The sequence below is a fragment of the Staphylococcus sp. 11007852 genome, assembly GCF_011394325.1.
GTDB lineage: Bacteria > Bacillota > Bacilli > Staphylococcales > Staphylococcaceae > Staphylococcus > Staphylococcus agnetis.
On the sequence record NZ_JAANBJ010000024.1, the window covers coordinates 63,774 to 85,760 of the forward strand.

General features: G+C 35.7%; 29 protein-coding genes. 28 read left to right on the forward strand and 1 reads right to left on the reverse strand.

Features of this window, described 5'->3' with window-relative positions:
- Position 1: 1 nt before the first annotated feature.
- The 16 genes from rplO to tnpA all read left to right on the forward strand — a co-directional run bounded on the left by rplO (position 2) and on the right by tnpA (position 10,601).
- Positions 2-442, forward strand: a complete 441-nt coding sequence (gene rplO, locus G8Y85_RS07160; protein ID WP_037567130.1) for a 50S ribosomal protein L15 — start codon at positions 2-4, stop codon at positions 440-442.
- Positions 442-1,734, forward strand: coding sequence for a preprotein translocase subunit SecY (secY, locus tag G8Y85_RS07165; protein ID WP_037567132.1), 1,293 nt, complete (start codon positions 442-444; stop codon positions 1,732-1,734). The genes rplO and secY overlap by 1 nt, the downstream gene beginning before the upstream one ends.
- 17 nt (positions 1,735-1,751) lie before the next feature.
- Positions 1,752-2,402 carry an adenylate kinase gene (locus G8Y85_RS07170; protein ID WP_037567134.1) on the forward strand — a complete coding sequence of 217 codons (651 nt, stop codon included), beginning with the start codon at positions 1,752-1,754 and terminating at the stop codon, positions 2,400-2,402.
- 167 nt (positions 2,403-2,569) lie between these two features.
- Positions 2,570-2,788 carry a translation initiation factor IF-1 gene (infA, locus tag G8Y85_RS07175; protein WP_001118443.1) on the forward strand — a complete coding sequence of 73 codons (219 nt, stop codon included), beginning with the start codon at positions 2,570-2,572 and terminating at the stop codon, positions 2,786-2,788.
- Positions 2,789-2,820: 32 nt separating this feature from the next.
- On the forward strand, positions 2,821-2,934 hold the full coding sequence (gene rpmJ / locus G8Y85_RS07180) for a 50S ribosomal protein L36 (RefSeq protein ID WP_002509257.1): 114 nt from the start codon (positions 2,821-2,823) through the stop codon (positions 2,932-2,934).
- Between the two features lie 22 nt (positions 2,935-2,956).
- Positions 2,957-3,322 (forward strand): 30S ribosomal protein S13, encoded by a 366-nt coding sequence (rpsM, locus tag G8Y85_RS07185; RefSeq protein WP_037567140.1) that lies wholly within the window; start codon positions 2,957-2,959, stop codon positions 3,320-3,322.
- Positions 3,323-3,346: 24 nt separating this feature from the next.
- Positions 3,347-3,736, forward strand: a complete 390-nt coding sequence (gene rpsK / locus G8Y85_RS07190; RefSeq protein WP_014613235.1) for a 30S ribosomal protein S11 — start codon at positions 3,347-3,349, stop codon at positions 3,734-3,736.
- An 83-nt stretch (positions 3,737-3,819) separates the two neighbouring features.
- Positions 3,820-4,764: a DNA-directed RNA polymerase subunit alpha gene (locus G8Y85_RS07195; RefSeq protein WP_103345584.1), complete on the forward strand. Its 945-nt coding sequence runs from the start codon at positions 3,820-3,822 to the stop codon at positions 4,762-4,764.
- A 16-nt stretch (positions 4,765-4,780) separates the two neighbouring features.
- The gene (rplQ, locus tag G8Y85_RS07200) at positions 4,781-5,149 is read left to right on the forward strand and encodes a 50S ribosomal protein L17 (RefSeq protein ID WP_037567144.1); all 369 of its coding nucleotides are present in this window, start codon (positions 4,781-4,783) and stop codon (positions 5,147-5,149) included.
- Positions 5,150-5,541: 392 nt separating this feature from the next.
- Positions 5,542-6,345: an energy-coupling factor transporter ATPase gene (locus G8Y85_RS07205; protein WP_165805617.1), complete on the forward strand. Its 804-nt coding sequence runs from the start codon at positions 5,542-5,544 to the stop codon at positions 6,343-6,345.
- Positions 6,342-7,208, forward strand: coding sequence for an energy-coupling factor transporter ATPase (locus G8Y85_RS07210; protein ID WP_165805618.1), 867 nt, complete (start codon positions 6,342-6,344; stop codon positions 7,206-7,208). The genes G8Y85_RS07205 and G8Y85_RS07210 overlap by 4 nt, the downstream gene beginning before the upstream one ends.
- Positions 7,198-8,001, forward strand: a complete 804-nt coding sequence (locus G8Y85_RS07215; protein ID WP_037567152.1) for an energy-coupling factor transporter transmembrane component T family protein — start codon at positions 7,198-7,200, stop codon at positions 7,999-8,001. The genes G8Y85_RS07210 and G8Y85_RS07215 overlap by 11 nt, the downstream gene beginning before the upstream one ends.
- Positions 8,002-8,015: 14 nt before the next feature.
- Positions 8,016-8,846: a tRNA pseudouridine(38-40) synthase TruA gene (gene truA, locus G8Y85_RS07220; protein WP_165805635.1), complete on the forward strand. Its 831-nt coding sequence runs from the start codon at positions 8,016-8,018 to the stop codon at positions 8,844-8,846.
- 188 nt (positions 8,847-9,034) lie between these two features.
- Positions 9,035-9,472: a 50S ribosomal protein L13 gene (gene rplM, locus G8Y85_RS07225; protein ID WP_037567156.1), complete on the forward strand. Its 438-nt coding sequence runs from the start codon at positions 9,035-9,037 to the stop codon at positions 9,470-9,472.
- Positions 9,473-9,491: 19 nt separating this feature from the next.
- Complete coding sequence (gene rpsI, locus G8Y85_RS07230) at positions 9,492-9,884, forward strand: 30S ribosomal protein S9 (RefSeq protein WP_037542446.1); 393 nt, start codon at positions 9,492-9,494, stop codon at positions 9,882-9,884.
- Positions 9,885-10,118: 234 nt separating this feature from the next.
- Positions 10,119-10,601 carry an IS200/IS605 family transposase gene (tnpA, locus tag G8Y85_RS07235; protein ID WP_085623027.1) on the forward strand — a complete coding sequence of 161 codons (483 nt, stop codon included), beginning with the start codon at positions 10,119-10,121 and terminating at the stop codon, positions 10,599-10,601.
- 216 nt (positions 10,602-10,817) lie between these two features.
- Here tnpA and G8Y85_RS07240 read toward each other — a convergent pair whose 3' ends face one another.
- Entirely contained in the window at positions 10,818-11,252 is a 435-nt protein-coding gene (locus G8Y85_RS07240) for a hypothetical protein (protein ID WP_165805619.1), read from the reverse strand.
- A gap of 115 nt (positions 11,253-11,367) precedes the next feature.
- Between G8Y85_RS07240 and G8Y85_RS07245 the strand changes: the two genes are divergently transcribed.
- The 12 genes from G8Y85_RS07245 (at position 11,368) to lacG (ending at position 21,952) form a co-directional block, all read left to right on the forward strand.
- Positions 11,368-11,985 carry a CDP-alcohol phosphatidyltransferase family protein gene (locus G8Y85_RS07245; RefSeq protein ID WP_209104222.1) on the forward strand — a complete coding sequence of 206 codons (618 nt, stop codon included), beginning with the start codon at positions 11,368-11,370 and terminating at the stop codon, positions 11,983-11,985.
- Positions 11,972-12,910, forward strand: a complete 939-nt coding sequence (locus G8Y85_RS07250) for a phosphatidate cytidylyltransferase (protein WP_165805620.1) — start codon at positions 11,972-11,974, stop codon at positions 12,908-12,910. Before G8Y85_RS07245 ends, G8Y85_RS07250 begins: the two co-directional genes overlap by 14 nt.
- 17 nt (positions 12,911-12,927) lie before the next feature.
- Complete coding sequence (locus tag G8Y85_RS07255; RefSeq protein WP_165805621.1) at positions 12,928-13,554, forward strand: lysophospholipid acyltransferase family protein; 627 nt, start codon at positions 12,928-12,930, stop codon at positions 13,552-13,554.
- Positions 13,555-13,661: 107 nt separating this feature from the next.
- A complete protein-coding gene (locus G8Y85_RS07260) occupies positions 13,662-14,465 on the forward strand; it encodes an HAD-IIB family hydrolase (RefSeq protein WP_165805622.1) in 804 nt (267 codons plus the stop codon).
- Positions 14,466-14,629: 164 nt separating this feature from the next.
- Positions 14,630-15,208, forward strand: a complete 579-nt coding sequence (locus tag G8Y85_RS07265) for an STM3941 family protein (protein WP_165805623.1) — start codon at positions 14,630-14,632, stop codon at positions 15,206-15,208.
- A gap of 180 nt (positions 15,209-15,388) precedes the next feature.
- A complete protein-coding gene (locus G8Y85_RS07270) occupies positions 15,389-16,141 on the forward strand; it encodes a DeoR family transcriptional regulator (RefSeq protein WP_165805624.1) in 753 nt (250 codons plus the stop codon).
- Between the two features lie 273 nt (positions 16,142-16,414).
- Entirely contained in the window at positions 16,415-16,843 is a 429-nt protein-coding gene (gene lacA / locus G8Y85_RS07275) for a galactose-6-phosphate isomerase subunit LacA (RefSeq protein WP_037567165.1), read from the forward strand.
- Between the two features lie 15 nt (positions 16,844-16,858).
- The gene (gene lacB, locus G8Y85_RS07280) at positions 16,859-17,374 is read left to right on the forward strand and encodes a galactose-6-phosphate isomerase subunit LacB (protein ID WP_103346268.1); all 516 of its coding nucleotides are present in this window, start codon (positions 16,859-16,861) and stop codon (positions 17,372-17,374) included.
- 106 nt (positions 17,375-17,480) lie between these two features.
- The gene (gene lacD, locus G8Y85_RS07285) at positions 17,481-18,446 is read left to right on the forward strand and encodes a tagatose-bisphosphate aldolase (RefSeq protein WP_103346269.1); all 966 of its coding nucleotides are present in this window, start codon (positions 17,481-17,483) and stop codon (positions 18,444-18,446) included.
- Between the two features lie 39 nt (positions 18,447-18,485).
- Positions 18,486-18,800: a PTS lactose/cellobiose transporter subunit IIA gene (locus tag G8Y85_RS07290; RefSeq protein ID WP_037567172.1), complete on the forward strand. Its 315-nt coding sequence runs from the start codon at positions 18,486-18,488 to the stop codon at positions 18,798-18,800.
- A 5-nt stretch (positions 18,801-18,805) separates the two neighbouring features.
- On the forward strand, positions 18,806-20,533 hold the full coding sequence (locus G8Y85_RS07295) for a lactose-specific PTS transporter subunit EIIC (protein ID WP_105988913.1): 1,728 nt from the start codon (positions 18,806-18,808) through the stop codon (positions 20,531-20,533).
- Positions 20,534-20,548: 15 nt separating this feature from the next.
- Positions 20,549-21,952, forward strand: coding sequence for a 6-phospho-beta-galactosidase (gene lacG / locus G8Y85_RS07300; protein WP_165805625.1), 1,404 nt, complete (start codon positions 20,549-20,551; stop codon positions 21,950-21,952).
- The last annotated feature ends 35 nt before the right edge of the window (positions 21,953-21,987 follow it).

Below are 21,987 nucleotides of genomic sequence, written 5' to 3' on the forward strand. Positions count from 1 at the left end.
AATGAAATTACATGAGTTAAAACCATCAGAAGGTTCACGTAAAGTACGTAACCGTGTAGGTCGTGGTGCGGCTACTGGTAACGGTAAAACAAGTGGTCGTGGTCAAAAAGGTCAAAAAGCACGTTCAGGTGGTGGCGTTAGACCAGGTTTTGAAGGTGGTCAATTACCTTTATTCCGTCGTATTCCAAAACGTGGTTTCACTAACATCAACCGTAAAGAATATGCTATTGTTAACTTAGACCAACTTAACAAATTCGAAGATGGTACTGAGGTTACACCTGAATTATTAATCGAATCAGGCGTAGTTAAAAGTGAAAAATCTGGCATTAAAGTATTAGGTAATGGTTCATTAGAAAAGAAATTGACTGTTAAAGCACACAAATTCTCAGCTTCTGCTAAAGATGCTATTGAAGCGAAGGGCGGAGCTCACGAGGTGATCTAATGTTTCACACTCTTGTGAATTTCTTTAAAACAAAAGAAGTTCGTAACAAGATTTTCTTTACACTTGCAATGTTAGTGATTTTCAAAATTGGTACGTATATTCCAGCACCTGGAGTTAATCCAGCAGCATTTGATAATCAACAAGGTTCTCAAGGCGTCACTGATCTGTTAAATACATTTGGTGGCGGAGCCTTGAAGAACTTTTCCATTTTCGCAATGGGGATTATGCCTTACATTACTGCTTCCATTGTAATGCAATTATTACAGATGGACATTGTACCTAAGTTTACAGAATGGGCAAAACAAGGTGAGGTCGGCCGCAAAAAGTTAAATAACTTAACACGCTATTTTACAATCGTGCTTGCATTCATTCAATCTATCGGTATGTCTTATCAATTTAATTCATACCTCGGTGGATCACTCGTCCAAACTCAAAGCGTATGGTCATATCTATTAATTGCAGTTGTTCTTACAACAGGTACTGCATTCTTAATGTGGTTAGGTGAACAAATTACGCAATATGGTGTTGGTAATGGTATTTCTATTATCATTTTTGCAGGTATTTTATCTACATTGCCGTCCGCATTAATGCAATTCTATCAACAAGAATTCGTTGGACAAGACGATGTAACGTTAGCTTGGTTGAAAGTGATAGGTCTTATTGTTGGTATGATTTTACTAACAGTAGGTGCTGTATTCGTTTTACAAGCGATTCGTAAAATTCCAATTCAATATGCAAAAAAACAATCAAATATGCGTCTTGGTTCACAGGCAACATATTTACCATTAAAAGTAAACTCTGCAGGGGTAATTCCTGTCATCTTTGCAATGGCATTCTTCTTATTACCTAGAACATTAACGTTGTTCTTTCCTAAAGCAGATTGGGCTCAAAAAATAGGTAATTATGCTGACCCATCAAACAATATGGGAATGGTCGTGTATGTAGTACTTATTATTGCATTCACATATTTCTATGCGTTTGTACAAGTTAACCCAGAAAAAATGGCAGAAAATCTGAAAAAGCAAGGTAGCTACGTTCCTGGGATTCGTCCTGGCGAACAAACGAAAAAATATATTACTAAAGTTTTATATCGTTTAACGTTTGCAGGTTCAATTTTCTTAGCAGCAATTTCGATTCTTCCGATTATTGCTACGAAGTTTATGAACTTACCGCAAGCCATTCAACTTGGTGGTACAAGCTTACTTATCGTTATCGGTGTTGCCATTGAAACGATGAAAGGTTTAGAAGCTCAAGTCAATGAAAAAGAATATAAAGGCTTTGGTAGACGATAATTCATAGGAGGGCATTTATGAATATTATCTTAATGGGATTACCTGGTGCTGGTAAAGGAACTCAAGCGAGTGAAATTATTAAAAAGTACCCAATTCCACATATTTCAACAGGGGATATGTTCAGAAAAGCGATTAAAGATGAAACCGAACTCGGTAAAGAAGCTAAATCGTATATGGATCGTGGGGAACTCGTACCAGACGAAGTTACAGTAGGCATTGTAAAAGAACGTATCTCTGAAGACGATGCTAAAAAAGGTTTCTTACTTGACGGATTTCCTCGTACAATCGAACAAGCTGAAGCTTTAAATTCGATTTTAGAAGACCTTGGAAGAGAAATCGATGCAGTTGTTAACATTGATGTGCCCGAAGAAGAACTTATGAACCGTCTGACTGGACGTCGCATTTGTGAAATCTGTGGCACGACGTATCATCTTGTTTTCAATCCGCCTAAGGTTGAAGGTACATGTGATCTTGAAGGTGGTAAACTTTACCAACGTGAAGACGACAACCCTGAAACAGTTGCAAATCGTTTAGATGTGAACATTAAACAATCTAAACCGATTTTAGATTTCTATAGCCAAAAAGGCGTTCTTAAAAATATTGACGGTTCTAAAAATATTAATGAAGTTACAGAAGACGTCATCACTATTTTAGAATCATTAAAATAATAACGACTTGGTTTAAAGTGTTTGACTTTACACGTCGTTAACTTTGAAACTGTAATCAAATATTCGTGACAAGTCTTATAACGATACGCTTTGACAATGTAAACCAAGCCAACTATTATCTCGTTGATATATTAAGATCCTTACAACTGAAAAGGAGGCGTTAATTCATGGCAAAACAAGATGTTATCGAACTTGAAGGTACGGTATTAGACACTTTACCTAACGCAATGTTTAAAGTAGAATTAGAAAATGGTCACGAAATCTTAGCTCACGTAAGTGGAAAGATTCGCATGAACTATATTCGTATTTTACCAGGCGATAAAGTAACAGTAGAAATGTCTCCGTATGACTTAACACGCGGAAGAATCACATATCGTTATAAATAATTGTCACTCCATCATTGAAGGAGGTATAAAAAATGAAAGTAAGACCATCAGTAAAACCAATTTGCGAAAAATGTAAAGTCATTAAACGTAAAGGTAAAGTAATGGTAATTTGTGAAAACCCTAAACACAAACAAAAACAAGGTTAATTAAAAGAGAGGTGTAAATAATATGGCACGTATTGCAGGAATTGATATCCCACGTGATAAACGCGTAGTAATTTCATTAACTTATATCTACGGTATCGGTAAAACTTCAGCTAAAGAAATCTTATCTGAAGCAAACGTTTCAGAAGACACTCGTGTTAAAGATTTAACTGATGACGAATTAGGCCGCATCCGTGAAGTTGTAGATGGCTACAAAGTTGAAGGTGACTTACGTCGTGAAGTAAACTTAAACATCAAACGTTTAATGGAAATTTCATCATACCGTGGTATCCGTCACCGTCGTGGATTACCAGTAAATGGTCAAAAAACTAAAAACAATGCGCGTACGCGTAAAGGCCCAGTTAAAACTGTAGCTAACAAGAAAAAATAATAGGTAAAGGAGGCAAATTAATCTATGGCACGTAAACAAGTATCACGTAAACGTAGAGTGAAAAAGAATATCGAAAACGGTGTTGCTCACATCCGTTCTACATTCAATAATACAATCGTAACTATTACAGATGAATTCGGAAATGCTTTATCTTGGTCATCTGCAGGTGCATTAGGTTTCAAAGGTTCTAAGAAATCAACACCATTCGCAGCGCAAATGGCATCAGAAACAGCTTCAAAAGCTGCAATGGAACACGGTTTAAAATCAGTTGAAGTAACTGTAAAAGGCCCTGGTCCAGGTCGTGAATCAGCGATCCGTGCATTACAATCAGCAGGTTTAGAAGTAACAGCGATTAAAGACGTTACTCCAGTTCCACATAATGGTTGCCGTCCACCAAAACGTCGTCGCGTATAATTAAATTTTTGTTTTGTCACTATTCACTTAACACTAAAAATTTATAGTTTATGCAAGTCGACGTACTTAAGGAGGATATGTAAATGATAGAAATCGAGAAACCTAGAATTGAAACAATTGAAGTTAGTGATGATGCTAAATTCGGTAAGTTTGTTGTTGAACCACTTGAGCGTGGTTACGGTACTACACTAGGAAACTCCTTACGTCGTATCCTACTATCATCATTACCAGGTGCGGCTGTGAAATATATCGAAATCGAAGGCGTTTTACACGAATTCTCAGCGATTGATAACGTTGTAGAAGATGTTTCTACAATTATCATGAATATTAAAAAGCTAGCGCTTAATATATACTCTGAAGAAGAAAAAACATTAGAAATCGATATAAAAGAAGAAGGCGAAGTCACTGCTAAAGATATCACACATGACAGTGATGTTGAAATCTTAAATCCTGACCTTAAAATTGCCACTGTATCTAAAGGTGGTCATTTCAAAATGCGTTTAGTTGCGAACAAAGGTCGCGGATATGCACTAGCTGATCAAAACAACTCTAGTGATTTACCAATCGGTGTAATCCCAGTAGATTCATTATATTCACCAGTTGAACGTGTGAATTATACTGTTGAAAATACACGTGTCGGTCAAAGCTCTGACTTTGATAAGTTAACTTTAGACGTGTGGACTGATGGTTCAATCACACCTAAAGAGGCTGTATCATTAGCTGCTAAAATTATGACTGAGCATTTAAACATCTTTGTTGGTTTAACTGATGAAGCTCAAAATGCTGAAATCATGATTGAAAAAGAAGAAGATCAAAAAGAAAAAGTATTAGAGATGTCTATTGAAGAATTAGACTTATCTGTACGTTCTTATAACTGTCTTAAACGTGCTGGTATTAACTCAGTACAAGAACTCGCTGACAAATCAGAGGCTGATATGATGAAAGTGCGTAACTTAGGTCGCAAGTCTCTTGAAGAAGTTAAATACAAATTAGAAGACTTAGGTTTAGGTCTAAGAAAAGAAGATTGATAAAGGAGGTTAACTCATGGGTTACAGAAAATTAGGTCGTACTTCAGATCAACGTAAAGCAATGTTACGTGACTTAGCAACTTCACTTATCGTTAATGAGCGTATTGAAACTACAGAAGCACGTGCGAAAGAACTTCGTAGCGTCGTTGAAAAATTGATCACTTTAGGTAAAAAAGGTGACTTAGCTTCTCGTCGTAACGCTGCTAAAACATTACGTAACGTGGAAATCTTAAACGAAGATGAAACGACACAAACTGCATTACAAAAATTATTTGGTGAAATCGCTGAACGTTACCAAGAGCGTCAAGGCGGATACACTCGTATTGTTAAAGTTGCACCTCGTAAAGGTGACGGTGCGTTAACAGTAATTATCGAATTAGTTTAATAAATACACACTACTACATTTAAAGCATATGAGTGCAACGATAATGTTTGCCACATACAAATATTGTCTAGCTCAAAGTACCCCATCTAACTAAATATTGACGACAAAGCGTGAACTCAATTTAGATGGGGTGCGCGCTTTTTTCTTGTGAGTCACATTTGACGCAATACTATTGCAGTCGGATGAAAACATGAAATGATGAAAAGCGACAGGCATTTTGTCTTTTTGACTACGGGCGTTCCACCATGTGGAGTTGCCCTTTTTTTGTTGAATATATATTTATTGATAAAAGTTAAATATATGGATACACGGGGATTCATCGATTCGGTGAGTATACATAAAAGGGTTTATTCGGTAAAATAGGGAAGAAGTTAAAAAAGTGAGGATAAATTATGCAACCGATCATTGCGTTTGAAAATGTTTCATTTAAATATGATACTGCCGACACGATGACATTAAAAAATATCACTTTCACTATCTCATCAGGAGAATGGGTGTCAATCGTAGGGCATAATGGATCTGGTAAATCAACGTTAACGAAATTAATAACGGGCATTGAAACAGAGTTCGAAGGTGACATCTGTATGAATGGCGAATATATCAAAGCGCAAGAACAAGTCGCATTTCGACAACAGATTGGCGTCGTTTTTCAAAATCCGGAAAATCAATTTGTGGGTTCTACGGTGAAGTATGATGTTGCATTTGGACTAGAAAATCGCTGTACACCTTATGAAGATATGCAGCAAATTGTCCCGCAAGTGTTAAAAGATGTAGACATGTATGATAAACAAAATCATGAGCCTACTGCGCTTTCAGGTGGTCAAAAACAACGTGTTGCGATTGCAGGTGTACTCGCGCTAAATCCTAAATTAATCATTTTAGATGAAGCAACCTCAATGCTAGATCCTGAAGGAAAAGCAGAAATGCTTAAAATGATGAAAAAGATGAACCGTGAATGGGGTGTGACGGTTTTATCAATAACCCATGATTTAAGTGAAGTCGTTGATTCAGATAAAGTGATTGTGATGAATCAAGGACAAGTCGCACTACAAGGAGATGTACATACAATTTTTAACGAGGCGAAACGTCTAAAAGATTTAGGACTTGATTTGCCTTTTGAAATGCGACTGGCACAAAAATTAAAACTAGACACGCATTTATTAACTTATGATGCATTAGTGGAGAGATTATTATGATTCAGTTTAATGAGGTTTCTTATACCTACCAACAACACACCCCTTATGCATATCAAGCATTGAACCTTGTGACCACTACTTTTGAAGAAGGAAAGTTTTATGCGGTGATTGGAAAAACAGGTTCTGGTAAATCCACGCTTATACAACATTTAAATGGTTTATTAAAACCATCGCGAGGCAAACTGCAAGTTTTTGATTTAAAAGTTGACCGTAAAACGAAAGATCGTGCATTTAAGTTTATACGTCGACGTATTGGAATGGTATTTCAATTTCCAGAATCTCAGTTATTTGAAGAAACGGTTCAAAAAGAAATCGTTTTTGGCCCACGAAATTTCAATCAGGATACAACAGAAGCACTGAATAAAGGGAAAACATATCTACGTATGATGGGCGAACAACCTGATCACTTATTAGAGCAGTCTCCTTTTTTACTGTCAGGTGGTCAAAAGCGTAAAGTTGCTTTAACTGCCATTTTAGCAAGTAACCCCGATATTTTAGTATTAGATGAACCGACTGCTGGGTTAGATCCAAGAAGTAAGCAACAGGTGATGACACTGATTCAGCATTTGAACGAGCAAGAAGGCAAAACCGTCATCCTTGTGACGCATGAAATGAACGATGTTGCCCGTTATGCGCATGAAGTCAAAGTAATGAAACATGGTCATGTGGTTGCTTCTTATGATACTGAAACGTTCTTCAAACAGGAACAATTGGTGCGTTCATTGCATCTTAATTTACCAGATACTTTACGCTTACAAAGAGATTTGGAGCGACAATCAGGTATTCCATTTGAAGACATTGCACTTACTGAAGAGGATTTTGTCGCATTGTATGAAAAGTGGGGTGGGCGACGTGAAAGATAAATTGATTATCGGTCGTTATCTGCCATTAGATTCTATTATTCACCGTTTAGACCCAAGAGCAAAATTTATTTTTGTATTTCTATTTATTATCATCATCTTTTTAAGCCACCATTGGATTGCGTATTTGTGGTTGGCATGCTTAATACTGATTGGTATAAAATTAGCACGTTTGCCGTTATTATTTTTATTTAAAGGACTGACGCCCATTTTTATTTTTGTGGGTTTTACCTTTGTGATGCACATGTTCGTCACTAAAGGGGGAACACGTCTTTTTGAGTGGGGATTTATATCTATCGATAGTCAAGGCCTTAATGAAGGGGCTTTAATCGTATTACGCTTAACTTTTATTATGATTACGTCAACGATTTTAACGTTAACGACAAGTCCACTAGAGCTCACAGATGCGTTTGAACGGCTATTTAAACCATTAAAATATTTTAAAATACCAGTCGCGGCTTTAAGTATGATGATGTCAATCGCATTAAGGTTTATTCCAACTTTAATGGAAGAGCTAGATAAAATCATGAAATCTCAAAAATCACGAGGATCAGATTTTAATTCTGGTGGGTTCTTTCACCGGGTTAAAGCCTTTATTCCATTGCTCATTCCTTTATTTGTATCCGCGTTTAAACGTGCAGAAGATTTAGCAATTGCGATGGAAGTGAGAGGCTATGATGCCACTCTTGAACGGACAAGTTTTCGCTATTTAGAATGGCACATGAGAGATACCATCACACTGTTAATGATCATTCCAATAGGGGCGGTAGTGTATTGGATTCGAACATATTTATAGAAAGGTTGTCAGGCATGCAACGGGTACTTGTAAAAATAAGTTATCAAGGAAGCCAATTTTTAGGGTTTCAAATACAAAATCAAGGGCGTACCGTACAAGGGTATTTTGAAAAAATTTTAAAACGAATGCATAAGCATGATGTTCGCATACATCCATCAAGTCGTACAGACCGTGGGGTACACGCATTTGAACAGTACTTTCATTTTGACACAGAATTATCAATTGAGCCCACACAATGGCAATATGCGATGAATCGTGCCTTGCCTGAAGATATCTATGTGCATGAAGTCACTATGATAAGCAATGACTTTCATTGTCGTTACGATTGTGTCGGTAAAACATATCGATATAAAATCTATCAAAGTGTACACAAAGATCCATTTCAAGCACACTTAAAAACACATATTCCTGACCGCTTAAATATTGATGACATGAATCAAGCAGCGGAACACTTTATTGGAACTCATAATTTTACTACGTTTTGTTCTCAAAAAACGGACGTCGAAAGTAAAGAACGCACCATTTATGAAAGTTACGTAGTCGCAACCAATGAAGGTCTAGATTTTGTCATATCAGGATCAGGATTTTTATATAATATGGTGCGGGTCATTATGGCCTTTTTAATCGAAGTTGGAAAGGGAAAACGCCAAGCACATGAGGTGACTTCGCTTTTAAAAGCGCAGGATCGTAACCTTGTTCCTCATACTGCGCCAGCTGAAGGTCTATATTTAGAACGCATCTATTTAGCGGAGGATGAATTAATCACAAAATTCGGCCCTGATATTAGAATTCATAAGAAAAAATCATTACAAAATTCTTTGAAACACATTGACAATAACGGGTAAAAATTATATCATAGTTAACGGTATTGTTTTATATCACCCCACGATAAGCCCCGGAAACTTATTGTGTTACAAGATATAGAAGCAGGACAGATCAACAGTTAACGGAATAAATATTTCGTTCACGGTTGTGTACGAAATCTGGTTGAAATCACGCTTAGAAACATTTATTCACTAGGAGGACATTTAAAATGCGTCAAACATTTATGGCAAATGAATCAAACATTGAGCGCAAATGGTATGTTGTTGATGCTGAAGGCCAAACATTAGGTCGTTTATCATCAGAAGTAGCATCTATCTTACGCGGTAAAAATAAAGTAACTTATACACCACACGTTGACACAGGTGATTACGTAATCATTATCAACGCTGAAAAAATCCAATTCACTGGTAACAAAGAAACTGACAAAATCTACTACAGACACTCAAATCACCCAGGTGGTTTAAAATCAATCACAGCTGGTGAGTTAAGACGTACAAACCCAGAACGTTTATTAGAAAACTCAATTAAAGGGATGTTACCAAGTTCACGTTTAGGTGAAAAACAAGGTAAAAAATTATTCGTTTATCGTGGCGCTGAACACCCACACGCTGCACAACAACCAGAAAACTACGAGTTACGTGGTTAATTAGAAGGAGGAAATGACATTGGCACAAGTTGAATATAGAGGCACAGGCCGTCGTAAAAATTCAGTAGCACGTGTACGTTTAGTACCAGGTGAAGGTAACATTAAAGTTAACGACCGTGACGTACGTGAGTACTTACCATTCGAATCATTAATCTTAGACTTAAACCAACCATTTGACGTTACTGAAACTAAAGGTAACTACGATGTATTAGTTAACGTACACGGTGGCGGTTTCACTGGACAAGCACAAGCTATCCGTCATGGTATCGCACGTGCATTATTAGAAGCAGATCCTGAGTACAGAGGTTCTTTAAAACGCGCTGGATTACTTACACGTGACCCACGTATGAAAGAACGTAAAAAACCAGGTCTTAAAAAAGCACGTCGTTCACCACAATTCTCAAAACGTTAATATCGTTTTTATATCAAAAACACTTCTCGAAACTTGTCGAGAAGTGTTTTTTAGGTTCTATACTTTTAACGGTTGGTGAGAAAATCACTAACCGTTATTTTTATATAAAAGTAAACCATGCGCTATGCGTATGGTTCCGGAGAGGTTCCACCGTTGTATTAAAATAGACACCTCCTCATTATAGAATAAAATTTGGTCAGCCAACCAAAATTAACTATACGAGGAGATGCCATAATGTCTAACGACACAAACAGTTTAGCACATACAAAATGGAATTGTAAGTATCACATAGTTTTCGCACCAAAATATAGAAGACAAATAATATATGGAAAATTAAAAAGAGATATCGGAATAATTCTGAGACAACTATGTGAAAGAAAAGGTGTTGAAATCATAGAAGCTGAAGCATGTAAAGATCATATTCATATGCTTGTGAGTATACCTCCCAAACTAAGTGTTTCTCAATTTGTAGGATATTTAAAAGGTAAGAGTAGCTTAATGATTTTTGATAAACATGCACATTTGAAATATAAATATGGTAATAGGAAGTTTTGGTGTAAAGGATTTTATGTAGATACAGTTGGAAGAAATAAAAAGGTAATAGAAGAATACATTCGAAATCAATTACAAGAGGATATCGTTGCAGAACAACTCACAATGATGGAATATATAGACCCCTTCACAGGGGAAGAAAATAAAAAGATTAGAAAAAAATAGGACCCTTTTAAGGGTCGCTGAGAAAGTAGTACAGTTGGCTGATCTTTTCAGCGCCCTTACAAGGGCTGGTCAGTAACAGAGGCTTTCAGCCGCAGAACAAACCACCCGTTCACACGGGTGGTTTTGATTTAAAAACCATGAATACCAAAGTAAATCGCATAAACGATGATCCATACGATAAGCCAAATCATGATTTTGTATCGATATTGAAGCCATTTAAATACATAATGTGATAAAACATATGCAAGACTTGTAACAATGATAAATCGAACGAGTCTCGCAGGAATTGAAATTAGTAAGAATGTAATAATATTTAAATGCTGTGGTGCGATAAAGGCGAATCCCGAATAAAGGACCAGTGATTAAAGCATATGCTGGGTTATCATTCATTGTAGTGATGACATGATCTACCATATACGTTTGAACAGAAGGCACATTCAGCAACATATTTAAGGTTAGTTTGTCATTATGGAGTGATGCAAAATATACACAAGCGCCGCCAATTAGTGCACCTAATAACGCGCTCATTACGACTTTTACAACGACACGTTTACGTTGATATGTGATTGCAACAAATGTTAATAAAACATCTGGAATTATAAAAAAGAGTGTTGCTTCTGAAAATCCCCAAAGTATCGCTAATAACGCCAAAATGTTCACCTCAAATTATTTAATAAGACTATTTTAGCATAAAACGTTTTTGTCAATGTAATTGAATAAGTGTATAATTGCATAGAATACAATATTTTTTATATGAGGTGCTTTGATGATTAGTATTTATGAGTTAAAACCAAAATTTCAACAATTATTGATGCCTATTGTTGATACTTTGAGAAAAAAAGGCATCACACCGAATCAAGTCACGTTGAGTGCCTTAATACTCTCTATTTTAACTGGAGGACTCATAGCGGCTTTAAATGAACAGCGTTGGATTTATCTGTTAGTACCAATCGTAATGTTCGTCAGAATGGCGTTGAATGCGGTAGATGGCGTTATGGCATCGAAATATCATATGAAATCTAATCTTGGTATGTTGCTCAATGAGTTAGGGGATGTCGTCAGTGATTTAGCTTTATTTTTACCCTTTGTTTTGATTGTGCATGATAAAGGGATATCTGTGATAATGTTTATTGGATTTGCGGTGATTAGTGAAATGGCAGGCAGTTTAGTTCAAGTGATTGGGTCTAAGAGACGATATGATGGACCGATGGGGAAAAGTGATCGTGCCTTTTTAATTGGCTTATTATCATTTTTAATCGCAGTCAATGTTCCTGTACTACCGTTGATGCACATCATCTTATATATCGCAACGTTACTCATTTTAGTGAATATCTATAAACGTGTATCAAAGGGATTGAAAGGAGCAACATATGAACCTCAATAAACTTTCTTTTGAAATGATGATTGTACTTATTGGCCTTTTTGTGGTACTCGTAATTTCTACCATCATTAGTCAAATTTTACTTAGAAAAAACCCAAGTGACGTCACCCAAAATATATGGATGCGTATTAAGCCTTGGTGGGTGATGTGTATCATCTTCTCGTTAGCATTAGTAATACATAAAACCGTATCATTAGTCTTTATGGCGTTTTTATGTTTTATCGCATTAAAAGAATATTTTTCTTTGATTCCAACGAATCGCAGTCACAGACTGGTCTATTTATGGGCTTATTTAACGATACCTGTGCAATTTATTCTAATTTATAATGGATTGTATGGCTTTTTCATCATTTTTATTCCTGTATATATCTTCTTGTTAATACCGATTCAAGCACTTATAGTTGGTGAAACAAAAGGCTTTTTACATTCTATGGCCACGATACAATGGGGGATTATGTTCTTTGTATTTGGTCTAAGTCATTTGGCATATCTTATCGTATTACCAGGTTTGGATAGTACTGTTTCTGGGGCAAGTCTAGTATTATTTTTAGTCATTTTGACGCAAGCGAATGACGTATTTCAATATATCTCTGGTAAATTATTTGGGAAGCGTAAAATTATTCCTAAAGTCAGTCCGAATAAAACATGGGCAGGATTTATTGGTGGCGTCATTTTAACGACAATACTTGCGACGATTTTAGGACCGTTATTGACACCATTTTCGCTACTCGGAATGCTTGTGGCAGGTGTATATATAAGCATAAGTGGGTTTATTGGTGATGTGAATATCTCAGCATTAAAACGTGATTTAAATATTAAAGATACATCCCAAGCGATTCCTGGTCACGGCGGTGTTTTAGACCGTGTGGATTCTTTAACGTATACTGCACCACTGTTTTTCCATTTTACAAGGTTCTTTTATTTTTAAGAAAGGGGGCGTAGGAGATGAGAAATGTATTATTTACACTGATCGTACGTCCTATCGTTTTTATCATATTAGGACTTAATATACGAAATTACGAGCGTTTAAAAAAACAAGGTCCGCTTGTGGTAATCGCAAATCATAATAGTCATTTAGATACATTAGTTTTGATGAGTTTATTTAGAGGGAACAGCTTCAAACATGTACGGCCGGTTGCAGCAGGGGACTATTTTATGAAAAATGCATTTTTAAAATGGTTTTCAACGAAGGTGATGAATATTATTCCGATTGAACGAAAAATGACTCGTGATTTTACAGGCATGTTTCAACCCATTTTAGATGAATTAGATCAAAATGGCATCATCATTCTCTATCCAGAAGGATCACGTGGAGAACCTGAAAAGTTATCCAAATATAAGTCTGGCATATATTATTTAATGCGTGAGCGTCCAGATGTATCCATTCAACCTATCTTTATGCATGGATTAGGAAAGGCACTACCCAAAGACAGTTTTATACTAGTGCCGTTCTTCGTAGATATTTTTATTGGAGAAACATTCAAATGTGATTTAAATCGAAAAGCATTTATGGATGAAGTTACAACCCGATTAAATCAACTTAGAGACGAAGGTAATTTTAAAGAGTGGTAGTCAAAATAAAAAAGTGCAACGTAATTACAGGTGACGATTGATAATTTATTATTTTGGAAAATGCGTCAATAATTGCAAGCTATGATTATGAAAAAGTGGAGGGTACTATGACTCGAAAATTATTGTTATTTGACTTCGATGAAACATATTATAAACATCAACCAACTTCTAGAGATATTGAAGATATGAAAGATTTGGAACAGTTATTAACACAATTATCAAAAGAAGGGGTTATCGTTGCGATATTAACAGGAAGTGCTTTAGCAAGTGTGCTTTCAAAAATGACAAAAACAGGCATGACTTTCAAACCGCATTATATTGCGACAGATTTAAGTTCTAAACTTTATACATGGAATGGCAAAAGCTATGTAATTAATGAAACGTATCAAAAGCAAGTTTTAGACGGTACGTTCGAATTATCTGAAATTCAACAATTAATATCGACGATTTCTCATAAATACCATGTTTCATTTCAGCCTCAAAAAGAGTTTCAACCTTACGATACGCATTATAATTACTATTTTAAAATGCAAGGAGACGAAGCGGAAGATCAGCGTATATTAAATGACTTAATCTCAATGGCAAGTAATCAACGTTATGTAGTGAAGTATAACCGCTGTAATCCTCGTGCGGGAGACCCTGAGAATGCATACGATGTAGATTTTTTACCACAGCAAGCGGGTAAGAAATATGCGGCACAATTTTTAATGTCACTTCATGATATACCCAAATCACAAGTCTTAGGTTTTGGGGATAGTGGGAATGATAGGGAATTTTTAAGATTTTTACACAATCGATTTGTAATGTGCAATAGTACCGATCCATCGATGACTTCAGAATTTGAAGTCACAAAGCACGCTTATTATAAAGGCCTCATTTATCATATTAAGTATTTTATAAATCAAACATAGTTATAATAGCGATTGAATGTTTAATTGTGTATAAATTTACCAATTAATAATTGTTTTTCGTTTTAAGAAAATTAAAAATATTAGTGCAAAATGAGAATAATTCTGTATAATCTAATGTGTAACAATTCAAATTTTTAATTGATACATAGAGGGGAGAGATCTTAATGAATCATGGAGAATCTAAAGTGGTTCGCATTGAAAAAGCCAAAGGAAAGCAAATGTTGTTTTTGAGTTTAAGCATTATTATGGTATTGATTTTGTTACTTGTAGGGCTAGGTGCATCAAGTACATTTCTAAAAATTATCATGATTTTATGTGCACTCTTTTTTGCTTTAGGAATTTGGTTTTTTACGAAATCATTATTAAATAAAACAGGTTTTGCGATTTTAGATGAACATGGATTTTATGAATATTCATCTGCAATGTCGACCAATGATACGTTAATTCCTTGGAAAGAAGTGAAAGAAATTAACATTAAAGAATTCGGCGGTAAACGTTATGTGCAAGTGTTACTCCATCATCCTGAAATTGCAGACAATGCACGGTCAGCGATTGGGAATATGTTTGCGAAAAGCAATGCGAAGATGGGTTATGCAGGTATTCTTATCGATACTAATACTGCTAAAGGCATGAAGACTGACGACCTATTCCATTTAATGCAACAGTACCAACAACAATATGGGCAAATTCAAGTTGAATCAGATACGCCTCTTCAAACAATGAAAACAATTGACGAATTATAAGCAATCAAAGGTAGGACACCGTAGTGTCTTACCTTTTGTTTGTTTTTGTTGAATTCAACGTTACAACAAATCACTTTTGTTTATTTTCATATGGTTTTGTAGTAAATTGAATATAATCAAAAAAATGTCATTTAAAAAGTTTCAAAGTGCGTGATGATAAATATAAAGGTTGTGAGCAGTGTGAATAAATATGAGCGATTAGATGAAATTGCAAGACGTGTCCATAAAAAAGGGACGATTCGTATTCAAGATATCGTTGATGACTTAAATGTTTCTGACATGACTGTACGTCGCGATTTAATCGAATTAGAAGAGCAAGGCGTCTTGACAAAAATACATGGCGGGGCACGTAGTAATGCGGCTTTTCAATATAAGGAAATGTCTCATAATGAAAAGCATACCAAACAAATTGAAGAGAAAAAGATGATTGCTAAAAAAGCAGCTGAGCTGATTGAAGACGGCAACCATATCTTTTTAGGTCCAGGCACTACTGTAGAAATGTTAGCAAATGAAATCAAAAATAAACGATTGTCTGTGGTCACGAATTGTTTGCCTGTTTTTCACATTTTGTTCCGAAAACGCTCCGAACATTTTAACGTGTATTTAATTGGAGGCACACAACGAGAAATTACCGAATCATTTGTAGGTGAAATGGCAAACACATTGCTAGAAAAGATGCGTTTTTCTAAAATATTTTTTAGTGCTAATGGCATTAAAGGTAATGATGTCATGACGTCCTCTTATGAGGAAGCGTATACGCAAAAATTAGCAATTTCGCATGCCAATGAAAAATATGTATTAGTGGATGATTCTAAAGTAGGGAAAGAAGATTTTGTGTCTTTTTGTGAATTGTCCGAATTAACCGCGATGGTAACCAATGGTCTAACTGAAGAACAACAACAAATGGTGCAACACTACATCGAAGTCATATAAATATAAATTGTGACAAAAACAATAAAGATGCATATTAATGTTGAACAAAACTAAATATAAGGGTAAAATATTTTTGAGTAGAGAGATAAAGTTGTTGAAACTTTGTCTCTCTTTTTTGTCTAAATTAGAACAATCAAACACCAACAAACAAAAAGTGAACAAATAATGTTGTAAATATGTTTAATTACGTTTATAATTTAAACATAAAGAGATGAAAGCGCTTATTTCAATGTTTGTTTCAACAACAGCAATATCATAGGAAGGATGATAAGTGTGAAAGTGATTATTGGTGCTGATCAATTTGGTTTAGCATTAAAAGACCATATTAAAACGTATTTAAAAGACAACCAATACGATGTGTTAGATGTAACAGAAGAAAGTACGTCTGACTTTGTCGATGTAACTGTAGCGGTTGCAAAAGAGGTTCAAAAAGACGATAGCAATTTAGGTATTGTGATTGATGAATTTGGAGCTGGCAGTTTCATGGTAGCTACAAAAATTAAAGGTATGATTGCAGCAGAAGTTTCTGATGAGCGATCAGCATATATGACACGTAGTCATAATAATTCAAAAATGATTACAATGGGCTCAGCTCTTGTTGGAGAAAAATTGGCTATCAACATTGTCAAAGGTTTTGTTGAAGGAAAATATGACGGAGGTCGTCATCAAATTCGTGTCGACATGTTAAATAAAATGTGTTAATAGGAGGATTTAAATATGAAAATTGCAATTGGTTGCGACCATATTGTTACAGATACAAAAATGGAAGTGTCCCAATTTTTAAAGTCACTTGGTCATGAAGTGATTGATTGTGGCACATATGATTTTACACGAACGCACTATCCGATATTTGGAAAGAAAGTGGGAGAGGCTGTTACTAGTGGTGACGCTGACCTCGGTGTATGTATTTGTGGGACAGGTGTTGGCATTAATAATGCAGTTAATAAAGTGCCAGGTGTGCGTTCAGCACTTGTAAGAGATATGTCTTCGGCTTTATATGCGAAAGAACAATTAAATGCGAATGTCATTGGCTTTGGCGGTAAAATTATTGGTGAATTATTACTATGTGACATTGTTGAAGCATTTATTAATGCAGAATATAAACCGACAGAAGAGAACAAAAAGTTAATCGATAAAATTGCTAAAGTTGAATCTATTAATCAAGCTCAAAAAGATAATCATTTCTTTGATGAATTTTTAGAGAAATGGGACAGAGGCGAATATCACGATTAATTGCAAATTCTAATTTTTGAAAATTCAGATAAATAAGGGCGGTATATTTTGAAAAATGCTTTTCAATAAACCGCTTCAAACTAACATTTAATATGAGGTGTAAGACATGAGCACAAAACAAACTTTTTTAGAACAAGTAAGTAATGAAGATGGCATTATTTCAGCACTTGCTTTTGATCAACGTGGCGCATTAAAACGAATGATGGCGAAATATCAAACAGGTGAACCAAGTGTTGAAGATATGGAGAAACTTAAAAAACTTGTTTCTGAAGAACTCACACAATATGCATCTTCTATTTTATTAGATCCTGAATATGGTCTACCAGCAACACAAGTACGTCATCCTGAAGCTGGCTTGTTACTTGCTTATGAAAAAACGGGTTATGACGTGAACGCAAAAGGTCGTCTTCCAGATTGCCTCGTTGACTGGTCAGCAAAACGAATTAAAGAAGCGGGTGCACAAGCCGTTAAGTTTTTACTTTATTATGATGTGGATGATGAAGCGGCGATTAATAATCAAAAAGAAGCATATATCGAGCGTATTGGCTCGGAATGTAAAGCGGAGGATATTCCATTTTTCTTAGAAATTTTAGCTTACGATGACACAATTGCTGATAATAAAGGACCTGAGTATGCAAAAGTGAAACCTAGAAAAGTTATCGAAGCAATGCGCGTCTTTTCAAAAGAACGCTTTGGTGTGGACGTATTAAAAGTAGAAGTACCAGTTGATATGAATTTTGTTGAAGGTTTCGGTGATGGTGAAGTTGTTTACACTCAAGACGAAGCGGCAGCTTATTTTAAACAACAAGATGAAGCCACACACTTACCATATATCTATTTAAGTGCAGGTGTTTCAGCACAATTATTCCAAGAAACATTACGTTTTGCTGCAAATGCAGGTGCACAATTTAACGGTGTATTATGTGGACGTGCAACATGGGCAGGTTCTGTTCAAGCGTACATCGAAAAAGGTGAGGTAGCAGCACGTGAATGGTTACGTACTGAAGGTTATCACAATATCAATGAATTGAATAAAGTTTTAAAAGAAACAGCTGTATCATATAAAAAATAATCAGTAGATAAAATTCATTAATTGTTGGAGGGGTTTACCATGAATAGAGAAGAAGTTACGATGTTAGGTTTTGAAATCGTTGCTTATGCAGGAGACGCACGTTCTAAATATTTAGAGGCGTTAAACGTTGCGCAAGCAGGGGATTATGCTAAAGCAGAACAATTAATTGAAGAGGGAAATCAATGTATTGTTGATGCGCATAAAGCACAAACATCTTTATTACAAAAAGAAGCGAAAGGTGACGACATTGCGTACAGTGTAACAATGATGCATGGTCAAGACCATTTAATGACAACACTTTTACTTAAAGATATGTTAAAGCACATCATTGAATTATACAAAAGAGGGAGTTAATTAAAATGAACAAGTTAATTGGATTTATCGAAAAGGGAAAACCGTTTTTTGAAAAGCTCTCACGTAATATTTATTTAAGAGCGATTCGTGATGGGTTTATTTCCGCAATGCCTGTTATCTTATTCTCGAGTATCTTTTTACTTATCGCGTATGTTCCTAATATATTTGGTTTCACATGGCCAAAACATATTGAAGCAGCAATTATGAAACCTTATGGCTACACAATGGGTATTGTTGGTTTACTTGTCGCAGGAACAACTGCCAAAGCATTGACAGATGCGTACAATCGTCGTCTAGAAAGTACGAATCAAATTAACTTTATCTCAACAATGCTTGCAGCAATTTGTGGTTTCTTATTTTTAGCAGCTAACCCACTTGAAGAAGGTGGCTTTGCCAATGCATTTATGGGAACAAAAGGGCTTTTAACGGCTTTCTTAGCAGCATTTGTCACAGTAATTATTTATAACATCTGTGTGAAAAATAATGTCACAATTAAAATGCCTAAAGAAGTTCCACCTAACATTTCTCAAGTATTTAAAGATTTAATTCCATTTACTTTAGTAATTTTAGCCTTATATGGTTTAGATTTATTATCACGTGCTGTAATTAATACAAATGTCGCTGAAGCGATTGTAAAATTCTTTGAACCTTTATTTACGGCAGCCGATGGTTATTTAGGTATTACAATCATTTTTGGTGCTTTCGCGTTATTCTGGTTTGTAGGTATTCATGGACCATCGATCGTAGAACCTGCGATTGCTGCCATTACTTATGCCAATATCGAAACGAACTTTAAGTTATTACAAGCAGGCGAACATGCTGATAAGATTTTAACACCTGGTACACAAATGTTTATCGTAACGATGGGTGGTACAGGTGCAACACTTGTCGTACCTTTTATCTTTATGTGGTTATCTAAGTCGAAACGTAATAAAGCGATTGGACGTGCATCTGTTGTTCCAACATTCTTTGGTGTAAACGAACCTATCCTGTTTGGAGCACCAATCGTTTTAAACCCAGTATTCTTTATTCCGTTTATTACTGCTCCGATTGTTAACGTATGGATCTTTAAATTCTTCGTTGACGTACTCGGTATGAACAGTTTTAGTGTGGTATTACCTTGGACGACGCCAGGTCCACTTGGACTTGTAATGGGTACAGGTTTTGAAGTGTGGGCTTTCGTACTTGCAGTCACATTAATTGTCGTCGATGTTTTAATTTACTATCCATTCTTTAAAGTATATGACAAACAGATTTTAGAAGATGAGCTTAAAGGTGTCGATGGCTCAGATGAATTACGTTCAAAAGTATCTGATAATTTCGATACGAAAAAAGCAGACGCTGTCATTGCGTCATCAGTAGGTACTACAACACAAGAAACAACACAATCAACTACAACAGATAATCATGATATTACAGAACAAACGAATGTACTTGTTTTATGTGCAGGTGGCGGTACAAGTGGATTACTTGCAAATGCTTTAAATCAAGCAGCTGCAGAACATCATAAACCTGTTACAGCTGCGGCTGGAAGTTACGGTGCACATATGGACATCATGAAAGAATATGATCTAGTTATTTTAGCGCCTCAAGTCGCATCAAACTATGAAGATATTAAACAAGATACAGACCGTTTAGGAATTAAGTTAGCAAAAACGCAAGGTGCTGAATATATCAAACTCACGCGTGATGGTGAAGGCGCATTGCAATTTGTGAAAGACCAATTTAAATAAAAGGAGTCTTAAAACATGAAAAAATTACCAAAAGATTTTATCTTTGGTGGTGCAACTGCAGCGTACCAAGCTGAGGGTGCTACGCAAACTGATGGAAAAGGACGTGTCGCATGGGATACGTATTTAGAAGAGAATTATTGGTATACTGCTGAACCCGCGAGTGATTTTTATAATCGCTATCCTGTCGATTTAGAATTAAGTGAAAAATTTGGTGTCAATGGGATTAGAATTTCCATCGCGTGGTCGCGTATTTTCCCGACAGGATATGGTGAAGTTAATACAAAAGGTGTGGCATTTTATCATAATCTTTTTAAAGAATGTTTAAAACGTGGTGTAGAGCCTTTTGTTACGCTACATCATTTTGATACGCCTGAAACCCTCCACTCTGACGGTGATTTTTTAAACAGACAAAATATCGAGCATTTTGTTAACTATGCTGAATTTTGTTTTAAAGAATTTGAAGAAGTTAACTATTGGACAACTTTCAATGAAATTGGGCCAATTGGAGATGGTCAATACTTAGTAGGAAAATTCCCACCAGGTATTCAATATGATTTCGAAAAAGTGTTTCAATCGCACCATAATATGATGGTTGCACATGCGAAAGCTGTTAAATTATATAAAGAGCAAGGATATAAAGGTGAAATTGGCGTTGTCCATGCGCTACCAACTAAATATCCATTTGATAAAAATAATCCTGAAGATGTACGTGCTGCGGAACTTGAAGACATTATTCATAATAAATTCATTTTGGATGCCACGTACTTAGGTAAATATTCAGACAAAACTATGGAAGGCGTTCAGCATATATTAAATGTGAACGGCGGCCAATTGGATTTACGTGATGAAGATTTTGAAGTACTTGATGCAGCGAAAGACTTAAATGACTTTTTAGGCATTAACTACTACATGAGTGATTGGATGCGTGGCTATGAAGGCGAATGTGAAATCACGCATAATGGTAAAGGCGAAAAAGGCGCTTCAAAATACCAATTAAAAGGGGTAGGTCAACGTGAATTTGATATTGATGTACCGCGAACAGATTGGGATTGGATGATTTATCCTCAAGGGTTATACGATCAAATTATGCGTGTGAAAAAAGATTATCCAAACTATAAAAAAATATATGTGACAGAAAATGGTTTAGGATATAAAGATGAGTTCAAAAACGATACTGTTGAAGATGATGTACGTATAGATTATGTGAAACAACACTTGGAAGTTATCGCAGATGCGATTCAAGATGGTGCTAATGTAAAAGGTTATTTCATTTGGTCACTTATGGATGTGTTCTCATGGTCAAATGGCTATGAAAAACGTTATGGTTTATTTTACGTAGATTTTGAAACACAACAACGTTATCCGAAAAAAAGCGCGTATTGGTATAAACAGCTCGCTGAAACACAAATCATAGAATAAAGCTTATGAGACTTAAGACGTTTACACGTGTTAAG